This window comes from Candidatus Hydrogenedentota bacterium (genome assembly GCA_035450225.1).
GTDB lineage: Bacteria > Hydrogenedentota > Hydrogenedentia > Hydrogenedentales > SLHB01 > DSVR01.
Map to the genome: position 1 here is coordinate 1 of DAOTMJ010000025.1, position 14,116 is coordinate 14,116.

At 60.7% G+C, this 14,116-nt stretch carries 13 protein-coding genes; 11 read left to right on the forward strand and 2 right to left on the reverse strand.

The window, feature by feature from the left end; genetic code table 11:
* The 5 genes from P5540_13295 to P5540_13315 all read left to right on the forward strand — a co-directional run.
* A partial coding sequence (locus P5540_13295; GenBank protein HRT65790.1) for a hypothetical protein occupies nt 1–1,747 on the forward strand: 1,747 nt, incomplete at its 5' end.
* A 102-nt stretch (nt 1,748–1,849) separates the two neighbouring features.
* Nucleotides 1,850–3,136 (forward strand): glycosyltransferase N-terminal domain-containing protein, encoded by a 1,287-nt coding sequence (locus P5540_13300; protein HRT65791.1) that lies wholly within the window; start codon nt 1,850–1,852, stop codon nt 3,134–3,136.
* Nucleotides 3,133–4,140 (forward strand): sugar ABC transporter permease, encoded by a 1,008-nt coding sequence (locus P5540_13305; GenBank protein ID HRT65792.1) that lies wholly within the window; start codon nt 3,133–3,135, stop codon nt 4,138–4,140. The genes P5540_13300 and P5540_13305 overlap by 4 nt, the downstream gene beginning before the upstream one ends.
* Nucleotides 4,137–4,949 carry a carbohydrate ABC transporter permease gene (locus tag P5540_13310; GenBank protein HRT65793.1) on the forward strand — a complete coding sequence of 271 codons (813 nt, stop codon included), beginning with the start codon at nt 4,137–4,139 and terminating at the stop codon, nt 4,947–4,949. Before P5540_13305 ends, P5540_13310 begins: the two co-directional genes overlap by 4 nt.
* Before the next feature lie 7 nt (nt 4,950–4,956).
* Nucleotides 4,957–6,267, forward strand: a complete 1,311-nt coding sequence (locus tag P5540_13315; GenBank protein ID HRT65794.1) for an ABC transporter substrate-binding protein — start codon at nt 4,957–4,959, stop codon at nt 6,265–6,267.
* Between the two features lie 14 nt (nt 6,268–6,281).
* Here the strand turns inward: P5540_13315 and P5540_13320 are convergent, their stop codons facing one another.
* A complete protein-coding gene (locus tag P5540_13320) occupies nt 6,282–6,515 on the reverse strand; it encodes a hypothetical protein (GenBank protein HRT65795.1) in 234 nt (77 codons plus the stop codon).
* 235 nt (nt 6,516–6,750) lie between these two features.
* Here P5540_13320 and P5540_13325 point away from each other — a divergent pair, with 235 nt between their 5' ends.
* From P5540_13325 to P5540_13335, 3 genes are read left to right on the forward strand one after another with little or no spacing between them, the layout of a single operon-like run.
* Nucleotides 6,751–7,527, forward strand: a complete 777-nt coding sequence (locus P5540_13325; GenBank protein ID HRT65796.1) for an electron transfer flavoprotein subunit beta/FixA family protein — start codon at nt 6,751–6,753, stop codon at nt 7,525–7,527.
* A 13-nt stretch (nt 7,528–7,540) separates the two neighbouring features.
* Complete coding sequence (locus P5540_13330) at nt 7,541–8,506, forward strand: electron transfer flavoprotein subunit alpha/FixB family protein (GenBank protein HRT65797.1); 966 nt, start codon at nt 7,541–7,543, stop codon at nt 8,504–8,506.
* A gap of 9 nt (nt 8,507–8,515) precedes the next feature.
* Nucleotides 8,516–10,489: a (Fe-S)-binding protein gene (locus P5540_13335; GenBank protein HRT65798.1), complete on the forward strand. Its 1,974-nt coding sequence runs from the start codon at nt 8,516–8,518 to the stop codon at nt 10,487–10,489.
* A gap of 7 nt (nt 10,490–10,496) precedes the next feature.
* Here the strand turns inward: P5540_13335 and P5540_13340 are convergent, their stop codons facing one another.
* Nucleotides 10,497–11,030, reverse strand: coding sequence for an O-acetyl-ADP-ribose deacetylase (locus P5540_13340; protein HRT65799.1), 534 nt, complete (start codon nt 11,028–11,030; stop codon nt 10,497–10,499).
* Between the two features lie 155 nt (nt 11,031–11,185).
* Here P5540_13340 and ychF point away from each other — a divergent pair, with 155 nt between their 5' ends.
* From ychF to P5540_13355, 3 genes are read left to right on the forward strand one after another with little or no spacing between them, the layout of a single operon-like run.
* A complete protein-coding gene (ychF, locus tag P5540_13345; GenBank protein ID HRT65800.1) occupies nt 11,186–12,244 on the forward strand; it encodes a redox-regulated ATPase YchF in 1,059 nt (352 codons plus the stop codon).
* Nucleotides 12,244–13,335: a bifunctional oligoribonuclease/PAP phosphatase NrnA gene (locus P5540_13350; protein ID HRT65801.1), complete on the forward strand. Its 1,092-nt coding sequence runs from the start codon at nt 12,244–12,246 to the stop codon at nt 13,333–13,335. The genes ychF and P5540_13350 overlap by 1 nt, the downstream gene beginning before the upstream one ends.
* A 12-nt stretch (nt 13,336–13,347) precedes the next feature.
* Nucleotides 13,348–14,046 carry a hypothetical protein gene (locus tag P5540_13355; protein ID HRT65802.1) on the forward strand — a complete coding sequence of 233 codons (699 nt, stop codon included), beginning with the start codon at nt 13,348–13,350 and terminating at the stop codon, nt 14,044–14,046.
* Nucleotides 14,047–14,116 lie beyond the last annotated feature (70 nt).

Here is a 14,116-nt window from a genome sequence, read left to right on the forward strand (position 1 = left end):
CATGATGGGCGGCATGGGCGGTTATGGCGGCGGCATGATGGGCGGCATGCGTGGCGGTATGGGCGGTTATGGCGGCGGCATGATGGGCGGAAGTTTCGGCGGCGCGGGCGGATTCCCGAACATTTCGATGCTTTTCGGCTCCATCAGCGACCTGTCCGTGGGTGAAACGCCTTCCATCATCGGGATGGCCGGTCTGAGTTCCGGCGGCACGGGCGCCTTGGCGCGGACCGGCGGCCTGTATGGCGGCGGTCTTACCGGCGCCACCGGCGCGGCGGGCCTCGGCGGCGCGGCGGGCCGCGCCTTGAGCGCAATGGGAGACGAACCCGAAATCGTCCGCTTGCTCCGCATGCTCATTGACGATGTGTACGAGCCGGGCAGTTCAGAGCCGGTTTCACGAATGATCTATGTGCCGCACACCAATCTGCTGATCGTGCACAATACCCCCACGAATATCGCCAAACTGGAAAAACAGCTGGCCCAGCTCGATGTTACACCCAAACAAGTAAGCATCGAGGCGAAGTTCCTCACGGTCAAGACCTCCGACCTGAAGAACATCGGTTTTCGCTGGAACGTTCCGCAGTTGTCCGACATGAATAACCAGGCGCGGAAACTCCCGACGCTGACGGGCAGCACCTCGACCACCACCACCGGCACGGGCACCACGGGCACCACAAATTCGCTGACCGGTTATACCTATAATTACGACATAAACGGCGACGGCGTGGCCGAACCCATTCCGTTTTACAGCCGGCCGGATGGAACCAGCATCATTACCAACACAATCGCTTCCGCGGCCATGGCGGCGTTCGCCAGCCCCGGGGCCCAGACGGGCGTCAATCCCGGCTCGTTCAGCCTTACGGGCGTGCTGACCAACAACAAGGATGGCGACAACGCGACCGTGGCCTTCGACTACCTGAGCACGCTGGAAGAATCCGAGTTGCTGAGCGCGCCGCGCGTCACGACGATGAACCGGAAACCGGCCGTCATCGCCGATTTGAGCAGCGAATATTATGTGGCCGAAGTTCGCACGGAGCTCGTTTCCACGACGGGCAATCTTGGCAGCAGCGGCAATATCGGCTATACCCAGAGCGTCATGCCAACGCGGTTCGATTTCGGCATCACGCTTTCCGTGACCCCGCAGATCAGCGGCAGTGATCAGGTTCGCCTATGGCTCAATCCCCAGGTCACCGCCAAGGGATCGGACAAGACCTTCGTGCAACGATCCATCGTCAACGGAACAGAGTTGAACGATCAGATTACGCTGCCCAATATGACGACGCAGGCCGTGTGGACCAACGTCATCGTGCATGACGGCGACACGCTGGTCTTGGGCGGCCTAGTAGCGGATCGCACCGTCAAGGGCAAGCAGAAGATGCCGTATCTGGGCGACATTCCAATTCTGGGTTTCTTCTTCCGGGGCAAATCCAAGAGCGTTAGCCAGTCGAGCCTGTTGATTTTCGTTACGCCGACCATCATTGACACAACGGGCAGCCGCTTCTTCGAAGCGGGAACCACCAGCGCGCCCATCGCATCCGAGAAATGGACGGCGCCGCCCGTGGATAATGCGGGCACGATGGCTCCGACCGAGCCTGCGGCGGCTGCGCCGGTTGATGCGGGTGCTCCCGCGCCTGAAACCGCCCAACCGTCGGACGTGACGGCGCCGGTGGCGGCTGTGCCCAAGGCGGAACCTAAAGCCCCCAAAAAGCCCGTGAAACCGGGGCCGAACGATAAAAGGCGTCTGGACTGAGATCGTGTGGATTGAGTTAAGCAGTCGAAGGCGTGACGCCGAAGTTTTCTTTGGCTGATTCGCCAACGCCCGGGCCGAATCGGATTTCGGCGCTACAAGCGCATGTATCTTTTGTATCGTGCAATTACATCCATGGCCGCTCCCGTGGGTGCGGCGTGGCTTGCCATAGGCAAACGCCACCAGCCCTTGCGTGCCCGTTGGAACCCGCCTCCCCCCGAAACGATTCCGAATCGCCCGTTATGGATTCATGCCTGCAGCGTGGGGGAGATTGGCGTTGCGCGCCCGATTTTGGCGGCCCTTGCCGAACATCGGCCCGGCTTTCCCGTGCTCCTGACCTCCTCGACCGTTGCCGGCCGCCAGTTGGCCCGGGAGACTTGCCCCGGCATTCCCCAGACGTGGTTTCCGTTCGATACAGTAGCGACGGTGCGGCGGTTTCTGGCCTGGGCGCGACCGTGCGCGCTTGCGCTCATCGAAACCGAATTATGGCCGAACGTCCTGCGGGAAACCCGCCGTATAGGCGCTCCGGTTCTTTTGATCAATGGCCGCCTGAGCGACAAGCACCACGCGCGGTATGTGCGATTTGCGCGCTGGTTGCGTCCCGTCGTTCGGCAGTTGTCAGCGGCCGGCATGCAGAACGCGGAATATGCGAAACGCCTTGTCGAACTTGGCGCCGATCCTGTCCGCGTGCGCATTACGGGCAGCGTCAAATTCGACGGATTGCGCATGGGCGCCGATCCATCCGCGGTCGCCCGCCTGCGTTCCGGACACGGTCTTCCGGAAGACGCGCCCGTCTTGGCCTTTGGAAGCACCCGTCCCGGAGACGAGGCGCTGGCCGCGCACTGCTGGAAAGCGCTTCGCGATCGGTTTCCCTCGCTACGGCTCCTCCTCGCGCCGCGCCATGCCGCACGGATTGCGGAGGCTGTGGCGCCTTTCAACGAACCGATTCAGCGGCGATCGGAAATTCTCGGTGGCGGAGCGCCGTCAAACGCGCGGATTATCCTGCTCGATACCGTCGGAGAACTGGCGGATTTCTATGCGCTGGCGACGGTTTCCGTCGTTGGGGGAAGTTTCTATCCGGGCGTGAACGGCCATAACCCGCTGGAACCCGTCGCGGCGGGTTCACCGGTCGTATTCGGACCCTATATGCGCAACTTCATGGATCCCGCCCGCGAACTCGTTGCGCACGGCGGGGCGATTCAGATCCGGACACCGGACGAGTTGTTGCCGGTCCTCGAACGTCTCTTGACTACGCCCGGAGAACGGCGGGAATTGGTCGAGCGGGGACGTGCGGCGATTGCGGCGAACCGGGGCGCCGTCGGCCGCACGATCGCCCTGATCGAGGAATTCGTGCCGGAATTGCGCGCCCACGAGGGTTCCATGGGCGAATGAATATCCTGGAAAGCATCGCGCGTCTTTTCGACAGTTTCCTCGAACGGCTTGATATTCTTTTTGATCAAACTCGGTGCCGTCTTGGCGGCGATGGCGTTCTGGCCGTATTTTTATCGGCCCCAGCCTTGTTGGTGCTGGGGATGTTCGGCGTGTTTCCCCTTTTCCACGCGGTTCACATGAGCCTTTACGGCGGCAAGTACGGCATGGGACGTTTCGTCGGGCTTGCCAACTATGCCGAAGCGTTGCGATCGGAAACGTTCTGGCACAGTTTTTTCGTTACCGTCTACTATGCAATAGGAACGATTCCCGCCACGATGGCTTTGAGTTTCACGATTGCCTACGGCCTTCACCGAATCGTGCGTGGGCGCGGATTCTTTCGCACGGTTTACTTCCTGCCCTATGTGACGTCCGCCGTGGCCGCGGCGATGATTTGGCGCGCCCTGCTCAATCCGCAATACGGCCTGGCGAATGTCGTTCTCGGATATGCCGGCATGGCGCCGCAAGACTGGCTGCTTGAACCGCGCGGCGTTTTGCATCTGCTGACCCAGGGGCATGTGCCCGCAACTATCGGCCCGAGCCTTGCCCTTTGCTGCGTCATCCTCTTCGAGATCTGGCATTCGAGCGGTTTCATGATCGTCGTTTTTCTCGCGGGTCTTACCGCGATCCCGCGCGAGTTGGAGGAGGCGGCGCGCATGGATGGCGCCGGCGCGCTTCAGGTCGTCCGAAACGTTGTGTTGCCGCTGTTGTCGCCGACGATTTTCTTTCTTGCAATTGTCAGCGTCATCAAGGCGTTCCAAGCGTTCAACAACCTGTATGCCCTGACGGGCAACGGCCGCGGTCCCGTGGACACCACGCAAAACGTGACCGTTTACATCTACTCGAACTTCTACGAATACCAGCGATGGGGATACGGCGCGGCCGTGGCCACGCTGTTGTGCATCGCGATTGTCGCGATGACGCTTGTTCAATGGCGGCTGGCCGGGCGGCGGGTGCATTACGAATGATCGGGCGCATTCTTCTTTATATCTTCCTTGCCGCCGGCATGGCCGCCACGACCTTTCCGTTCCTGTGGATGATTACGACCGCGTTCAAAACCCTCCCCGAAGCGCTTTCGCCTTCCCTGCATCTGCTGCCCGTCCAGTGGCAGTGGCGCAATTTCATCGAAACGTTTCAGGCCGCTCCGTTCGGCCGGTATTTCTTCAATTCCTTCCTGGTGGGAACCGCCGTGACGGCGGCGGTGATCGTCTCGTCGCTCATGGCCGGATATGCGTTTGCCCGGCTGGACTTTCGCGGCCGTTCGCTGCTTTTCGGAGTTGTGCTGGCGACGATGATGGTGCCCTTTGAAGCGACGCTCATTCCTAATTTCGCCATGATTCGGAGGCTGGGCTGGTACAATGCCTATCCCGCGCTGATCGTCCCGTGGTGCGCGAACGCGTTTTCGATTTTTCTGATGCGGCAAGCCTTCATGGCGCTGCCCGGCGACTATTTCGACGCGGCCAAAGTGGATGGTTGCGGCCACCTGCGCTTCCTGCTGCGTGTGGGATCGCCGCTGGTCAAACCCGCCTTGGTCACGGTGGGGTTGTTTGCGTTCCTGGGCAGTTACAATTCGTTGATTTGGCCGCTCGTCGTCACCAGCGAGGACACAATGCGGGTCGTTCAGGTGGGCCTTACCGTGTTTTCGGGCGCGGAAGGCGTTCGCCTGCACCTGCTCATGTGCGCGTCCACTATTGTGATTTTGCCTACCGTGGCGTTATACTTCGCCGCGCAAAAAAACTTTCTCGAAAGTTCGCTAGGCTCCGGATTAAAAGGATAAGAAAACCATGTTCCGATGGTGCGTGTGGGGGTTCGTGTGCGCCTTCCTGACTTCATGTGGAAGCGGAGGGCCGGCCGGCGCCCCGTCGGCCTCCGAAAAGCCCCCATTCAAGCCGATTGATCCCTCCGTGGCCGTCTTTTGGGACCGGCAAACCACCGAAACCGGGGCATTGATTCGCACGCTTGTGGATGAATTCAACGCGAAACGGCCCCATGGCCTTTCGATCAAGATTGAACACACCGGCGGGTACAGCGACATTTTCCGGAAAGTGTCCGCCAGCATTCAAGCGGGCGCCTTACCGGCCATGGCGGTGGCCTACCAGAGCATGACCGCCGAATACGCGCAAGCCGGCGCCGTAGCCGATCTCGAACCATTTGTACACGACGCCAAATCGGGACTCGGTCCGGAGGAACTGGACGATTTCTATCCCGTGGTGTTCGAAACCAACCGATACCCGGACTTCGGCGGCAAAATGCTGTCCTTCCCCTTCTGCAAAAGCGTTCTGATGTTATATTTTAATAAAGAAGTATTGTCCAAGGCGGGTTTCGACGCGCCGCCGGCGACGTGGGATGAATTCATCCATCAATGCCGCCGGATCAAGGCGAAAACCGGCAAGCCCGCCTATGCCGTTTCCGTGGATTGTTCGACCATTACCGGCATGATTTTCAGCCTCGGCGGCGACCTCTGCGACGGCAAACGGACATTGTTCGATTCGCCGCAGGCCATCCAGGCTTTCGAGATTATCGAGACGCTTGCAAAAGAAAAATTGGGCTATCAAATAACGCCAGGATCCTACGACGATGAGACGGCGCTTGCGCAAGGCAGCGTGGCGTTTTGCATTCGTTCGAGTTCAGGCCGCACCAACGTGGCCATGCTCATGCAGGGCGCCCAGGATCAATGGGGGATGGCGCGCCTACCCCAGGGCGATCCCGCCAATCCGCGCACCGTTCTGTTCGGGCCGAACATCTGCATTTTCAACACCACCCCCGAACAACAGCAGGCCGCGTGGGATTTCGTCAAGTTTTTTACCTCGCGCGAGATTGGCGTGCGCTGGGCGCTGGGCACCGGCTACCTGCCCATCCGCAAGTCGGCGGCGGACGATCCGGGCCTGAAAAAATTCTGGGATGCGTGGCCCTATAATCGGGCTGCGTTCGATTGTCTGCCTTTTGCCAAGTCCGAGCCGAATCTTGGGGGATGGCAGGAGGTGCGCGCGTTGGTTGAAAAAGCGGAAACGGAAGTCTTGGCCGGGCTCAAGACCGGGCGGGATGCCGCGATTGAACTCAAACGCAAGGCCGACGCGGTTCTCTCCACCCAGTAAAACCGGACCGGATGTTACAAATGCCCGCCGTGTTCTCCGGCGAATTCGTCAAGCGCTTCGTTGATCATGGCGCGGTGATCTGTTTTCAGAAGTTCGCGATCGGCCTTGCGCCGGTACATCCTGCGCCGTTCATGCGCCAGTTCGCCATCCTTCCGCGCCAGCCGACGATCCCCGCCGGATCGCCGGTCCAGCTGCCAGCGTCCATACTTGTCCTTATAATACCCGTCACGGAATTCCTCGCTGGTCATTGCTTCGCCTTTCCTTTCGTGTTCCGGCAATGATCGCCGTTGTTCCATGCGCAGTATAAGCGGCGCCCCAAAAGGCGTCAAGCAATTTGTTTGCGCCGACGGCCTTGAGGTTGGGATCTCCCGAATATCAACCGAGACTATCTTATATTGCTCCGGCGGAGACCGGATAAAACTTGCAGGAGGTTGGACCAATTTCATAATCTGCCCAGACTGGCTTTTGAAAGGTGGAGATGATATGCGCATAGTGGTTCTCGTAAAACGCGTGCCGGATACCGCATCGGTCTTCAAGATTGGCGCGGATGGCAAGTCAGTGGACCTTTCCGGCCTCAAGTATGTGATGAGTCCCTACGACGAATATGCCGTCGAGGAGGCGGTAAAAATCAAGGAAACCGGCGGCGCGGATGTTGTTCTGCTGGGCGTAGGTCCGCCGGAAACCAAGGACATTATCCGCGCGGGCTTGGCGATGGGGGCGGATTCCGGCGTCTTGATTCTATCGCCCGCCGAAACCGCCTTGACACCGCGCGGCACGGCCCACGCGCTTGCGGCGGCTCTACGCGACTTGGCGGCGGATCTTGTGCTTGCGGGCAAACAGGCGGTGGACGACGATGCGTCACAGGTTCCGGAACGGGTGGCCGAGTTGCTCGGCTGGCCGCATGTTTCGACGATTACCCAATTGGCGTTGTCGGGAAATATCGCCACGGTGCACCGCGAAATTGAAGGCGGTTACTATGTGTATGAGACGCCATTGCCGGCCGTGTTCAGCACGCAAAAGGGGATCAATGTGCCGCGGTATCCCACCTTGCCCAATATCATGAAGGCCAAGAAGAAGGAGATCCGCGAAATTTCGCTTGACAGTCTTGGCTTGTCCGGGGCGATGTTGGAACCCGGCATGTCAATCGTGTCGGCGGCATTGCCGCGACAGGCGCGGCTGGGGCGCATTCTCGAGGGTGAACTTGACCAGCAGGTCCGGCAACTGGTTGCCATACTGCGCGAGCAGGAAAAAGTGTTGTGAGAAAGGGGAACCGATGAGTATTCTTGCCATTCTCGAACAACGCGGCACGTTGAAGCCGTGCGCATTGGAAACCGCTTCCGCCGCACGCCGTGTTGCGCGCGACGCCGGCTTGGCGCTCGATGCGGTCTATATTGGCGCGGATCCGGGCGATCAGTTGTCCCAACTGGCGGGTTTGGGCATCCGTCGGCTGTTCTGTCATGCGGATCCGGCATTGGAGCACTACACGAACGATCGCCATGTTTCCATCGTTGCCGACCTTGTGCGCGAACTGAACGCGGCGGTTGTCTTGGGATCCGCGACGGCTTTGGGCAAGGAATTGTGCGCGTCCGTGGCTGCGCGGCTCGATGTCGATCTGACGCAGGACTGCGTGGAAGTGTGGTGGGACGGCGGCCTGATGACCCGAAAACCAATCTATGCCGGCAAGGTGCTGGCCGATGTTCGCATGACGCATGTGCCCGCGATGGCAACGCTGCGTCCGAACGTCACACCCGTCGAACGCGATGGCGACGCCATGCCGGAGATTGTCATGCGCGGCGCGCCTGCCGTGTCCTGCCGCACCGAACTCAAAGAAGCCGTCATGACGGCCGCGGGTGCGATCGAACTAACCGAGGCCAAGCGCGTCGTCTCCGGCGGGCGCGGCATCGGCGGACCGGAGACGTGGCCGGTGCTCCAGGCGTTGTGCGACGCAATCGGCGCGGCGCTTGGCGCGAGCCGCGCGGCGGTGGACGCGAAATGGATCGAACCCAGCCACCAGGTCGGTCAGACCGGCAAGGTGGTCAGCCCGGACCTGTACGTGGCGTGTGGCATTTCGGGCGCGATTCAACATCAGGCGGGCATGCGAACTTCCCGGATTGTCGTGGCCATCAACAAGGATGCGAACGCGCCCGTGTTCAAAATATGCGATTACGGGATCGTGGGCGATCTCTTCGAGGTGGTCCCGCTGCTTACCCGGGTCGTCACCGAAGGGCCGAAGGGATAATCCCGCCGCATGTTGACGCTTCCCGAGAAGGTGGTATTCGCTGTCATTGTGGCGGTTTCCTTGGGGTATTTCACCTACCGGGCGTTCGTGCTCGTGCGCCTCATCCGGCGCGCGGGCAAGCCGGATCCCGAAGATCGCCTCCACGATCTGGGAGCCCGCATGACCGGCGCGGCGATTGACGTGCTGTTGCAGCGGCGGACATTTCGCAAACCGTGGATAGGCTCGCTGCACTTGTTGATCGTGTGGGGATTCTTCGTGTTTGCGGTCAACACGATCAACCATTTTGCGGGCGCGTTCCTGCCGGGCTTCAACCTTTTCGGACAAACGTTCCTTGCGAACATTTACGCGGCGACGGCCGATCTGTTCGCCGTGTTGATCATTGCGGGCATTGCGGGTCTGGCGTTTCGCCGACACGTGCTGCGGCCGGACCTGTTGACGCGTCCTTCGCCGGAATCGGCGATCGTCTTCACGTTTATCGCGGGCGCGATGGCCGCCTATCTTTGCGCGAAAGCCACGGAGATGGCCTTGGGAAAATTGCCTAATGCCGAATGGCATTTCGTGGCGTCGTGGCTTGCGCGCGGGTTTGCCGCTGTTGGACCCGGTCCGCTTGTCGTGGCGGCGCATGTCGCATGGTGGTGCGATGGACTGATGCATCTTGCCCTGATTGGGCTGCTTGTCATTCCCACCAAGCATGTCCACCTTGTCGCGGGACCCTTCAATCTGCTTTTCCGCCGGTTTCGCCCGCGCGGTCAGATGACGACACTCAATCTGGAAGATGAAAACGCGGAATCGTTCGGCGTGTCGCGCATGGCGGAGTACTCCTGGAAACAACTGCTCGATTTGTATGCCTGCATCGAGTGCGGCCGTTGCCAGGAGTTTTGTCCAACCCACGTTTCAAAGAAACCGCTAAGCCCCAAGAAACTCGTCGTGGATCTAAAACATCATCTGTTGTCCAATGCGTCGCCGCTGCTTCGCGGGGACGAAACCGGCGCGCTTGTCGGCGGACCGATTGCCGCCGACGCCGTATGGGCGTGCACGACCTGCGCGGCCTGCATGGAACATTGCCCGATGGCCATCGAGCATATTGACAAAATCACCGATATGCGCCGCCATCTTGTGCTCATGGAGTCCGATTTTCCCGAAACCGCCGCCACGGCGTTTCGCAACATGGAAACCGCCGGCAATCCATGGGGTTTCGCCCGCAACGACCGCGCCGCGTGGGCCGACGGGCTCGAAGTGCCGGTGATGGCGGAGAAGGGCGGCGCGGACGTGCTGTACTGGGTGGGCTGCAGCGGATCCTACGACGATCGATGCAAAAACATCTCGAAGGCGATGGTGCGCATTCTGAAGGCGGCGGGCGTGGATTTCGCCATGCTCGGCGAAGAGGAGCGCTGCACCTGCGAAAGCGCGCGCCGTCTGGGCAACGAATACCTGTTCCAGATGGCCGCGCGGGAAATCGCCGAAACCCTGAATACCTACGCCTTCAAGCGAATTCTCGTGACCTGTCCGCATTGTTACAACACGTTTAAAAACGAATTTCCCGCCTTCGGCGCGGCATACGAGGTGGTGCATCATGCGGCGTTCATTCAGGAGATGATTGAGTCCGGCCGCCTGAATCTCGAAACGAACGGCGGCCCGCTCGTCGCGTTTCACGATTCCTGCTATCTGGGCAGGCATAACGGCCTCTACGATGCGCCACGGCGCGTTCTGGCGTCCGCCGGCCAAAAAATGGCGCCCGTGGCGCGCGACCGGGAAAAAGGTTTCTGCTGCGGCGCGGGCGGCGGCCGCATGTGGCTTGAGGAACATCTCGGCGAACCGATCAACGTCCTTCGTTTCAATGAATTGACGGCAGGCGGGGCGGATTGCATTGCCGCCGCATGCCCCTTCTGCATCACGATGCTGTCCGACGCCGCAAAGCGCGAGGGACAGGACACTGAAGTGCTGGACCTTGCGGAAATTGTGGCGCGGCAATTGTCCCTCTAACGCCGGATCAGGCCTTCGCCTCTTCCAGCGCCTTCGCGAAAATATCGCGGATCTCCCTGGAAAACAGGACAAATCGCACGCGTTCGATGGACGGATTTTCCCGGAGGAAATTCGCGACGGTTTCAACGGCAATCCGGGCGGCATCGGGGATCGGATACCCGTAGACGCCGCAACTGATGGCCGGGAACGACACGGTTTTCAATCCATGCTTGACGGCCACTTCAAGGCTGCGCCGATGGCAACTGGCCAGCAAGGCCGGTTCATTGTGCCTGCCGTCGCGGTAGACCGGTCCGACGGTGTGAATGACGTGCCGCGCCTTGAGATTGCCGCCCGTCGTGATTTTGGCGTCGCCCGTTTCGCAGCCGTTGAGTTTCCGGCACTCCGCCAGGATCGCCGGGCCGCCGGCGCGATGGATGGCGCCGTCCACGCCCCCGCCGCCCAACAGGCTTTTGTTGGCGGCGTTTACAATCGCGTCCACGTCCTCGCATGTCAGATCGCCCTGAACCACCTCGATGATCGAAGAACCTATGCGTTTTTCCATCGTCGTTTCTCCCGGCCCCACCGGCCATCCGAACGGTTCCATTATAGCATTTGCGTGACGGAGATACTCCGGCGGTCGGATCTTTGTAGGGATGATTGCGCGGCATTCACGGTTGCTGGTAGCATGTGGCGTGACTACGGAAGGAGCGGATCGTCATGAAAATCGGCATCATCGGTCTGGCCCGGTCGGGCAAGACCACCTTGTTCAATGCGTTGAGCGGCGCGCATGCGGCCGTCGGCGCATTCGGCAGCCGGGACGCCAACGTCGCCGTCATCAAGGTGCCCGATGCGCGCGTGGACCGGCTGGCGGCGCTTGTGAAACCGAAAAAAACCACCTACGCGGAGATCCAGTTCATTGACATCGCGCCGAACGAGGCGATGGGCGAGAAGAAAGTCCTCGACAGCGCGGCGCTTACTCACCTCAAGAACACGGACGCACTGGTCCACGTGGTGCGGGCGTTCAAGAACGAGGACGTGATGCACCCGGCGGGATCCGTGGATCCCGTGCGCGATGCCCGAATGCTGGAGGAAGAACTTCAACTCACGGATCTCATCGTCATCGAAAAACGCATCGAGCGCATTGAAAAGGAACACAAGAAAGGGCCCGAACACGATTTGCTTGTACGCTGCCGCGCGCATATCGAAGGCGGTGCGCCGCTGCGGACGCTTTCCCTGGATCCGCACGAGGTTCACGATCTGGCCGGTTTCTGCTTCCTGTCGCAAAAGCCGTTGATGTTGCTCGGCAATTACGGCGAGGAATCCATCGGAACGCCGGATCCGTCGGGATTGCAGGCGTTCGCGACAGAGCATCAAATCCCGCTGATCGATCTGTGCGGCGAGATGGAGTTCGAGGTGGCGCAGTTGCCTGAATCCGAGCGCCAGGCCTTTCGGGATGACCTCGGATTGGGCGAGGAGTCGCGGACGCGCTTCATCCAGGCGGCCTACGACATGCTCGGACTCATGAGTTTTCTGACGGCGGGCGAGCCGGAAGTGCGCGCGTGGACCATTCGGAAAGGCACCAAGGCCGTGGACGCGGCGGGCGTCATCCATTCGGACATCCAGCGCGGTTTCATCCGGGCGGAAATCGTCGGATTCGATCATTTCATGCAGGCCGGATCCATGGCCAAAGCGCGCGAGCAGGGCCACATGCGCCTGGAAGGCAAGGAATACATTTTCCAGGACGGCGACATCGTTCTGTTTCGGTTCAACGTGTGATGAGCACCGGCCCGCACATCCATACACACCCTCTATCCGGCACGCCGGAAGAACGTCTGCACGCGCTGCTGCGCGCGTGCGATCGGCGTGGGCGCACGGCGATTCTGCTGCAGGACAATCCCGATCCGGACGCGCTGGCCTGTGCGGCCGTCCTGCGCGAAATCCTGTACGCCCGTCTTGGGAAGCGTTGCACGATCGGCTATGGCGGAATCTGCGGGCGCGCGGAAAACCGCGCCATGATTGAGGTGCTCAAAATTCCCGCGCGGCATGTTTCCAGGGAAGAAGCGGCCCGGTTCGACATCGTTTGCCTTGTGGATGCCCAGCCGGGCTTTGGCAACAACATCGTGGCGGCGGGTCGGCGGGTGGATGTGGTCATTGATCACCATCTGGCGCCGAAACGATGCAGATGGCACGCGACATTTGCCGATATTCGCCCGCATTACGGGGCGGCGACGACGATACTCCACGAATATCTGCTGGCGGCCGGCGTGCCGATCGGCCGCAACCTGGCCACGGCCATGTTTTACGGCATCCAATCGGACACCCAGGATCTGGGCCGGGAATCGGGCCCGGCCGATGTACGCGCCTACCAGGATCTTTTTTTGCAGGCCGACAAGCGCAAACTGGCGCGCATCCAACATGCGCCCCTGCCCAAGGATTATTTTCGGATGTTCGCGGACAGCCTTCAGACTTGCGAGATTGCGGGCACGACCCTAGTCAGTTTCATTCCCCGCTGCCTCAACCGTGACATGATTGCCGAGGTTGCGGATCGCCTTTTGCGTCTTGAAGGCATCACCGCCGCGGTGTGCTACGGCGTGTGCGGCGACCGTGTGTACCTGTCCGCCCGGGCGCGATCGCCGCGGGGGAACGCCGCCGGACGCATGCACAACGCCCTGCGCGGCATCGGCGACGGGGGCGGCCACCTGACGATGGCGGGAGGACAGGCGCCCCTAAACGGCCATGCCGAAAAATGCCTAGCGCAAATCCGTGCGCGGATATTCGAAAACTTCGCACCCCACCACACGCCAAGACCCTTGCTGACACCGGAACGCGCCGGGACAGGTCTGTATTGCATTCAAAAAAAGAAGTAGGAGGCACATTTCATGGATCCGCAAACCGTCCAGGCGCTGGCGCCGTTTCTCCACAAAGCCCAGTTGGCCAACGCCGTCACGAGTTTCGCCACCTGCCTCGGCGGCATCATGCCGCTGCTGTTCACGGCATTGGCCGGACGCCAGCCGAGGCGGTGGGTGTTCGTCTACGCCTGCGTGCTGATTACCGGCATTCCGACGGTCTGGCTGCACGCCTATGAGGGCAACCGCGTCGCGTCGTTTTTCGATGTCGGCACGAACATCCTCCTTGCATGGGCGCTGCAACTGGCAGTGGCGGGCGATTTCCTCAAGCCGGAAGCCCGTCGCCGGCTGGCGTTGGTTTCAACCAGCGCCAATCTGATCGTTATCGGTTGGCTTTTCCTCGAAATCTCCCTCGTGCCGAAGAAACCGTTGCTGGCCTTTGGATCCTTCGGCCAATTTTATGTGGGAGAGGTTGCGCTGATCCTCAACTGTTTCGTCGTGGTGGGATTGTTCGCGGCGAATCACGCCCGCATTCCCCGCGAGGCCCGCGGACTCTTCTACCTGATCGTGGCCATGTTCCTGTGCGGGCTGTTCCTTGCCACGGCGGGAAACGATCAGGTGTCGTTGCGAATCTTCGCGTGGCATTCCGTGTGGCACCTTGTCGGCGCGTTCGGATTCGTCACGCTGTGGCTTTTCAACCACGTCCGGTTTGCCGATCGCCGCGAGGCGTGAACAACGATCATCAAAAAGGGCGAACAGGCGGCCCCATGCCGGTGGATTCGCTTTTCTTTCTCGCCTTGAG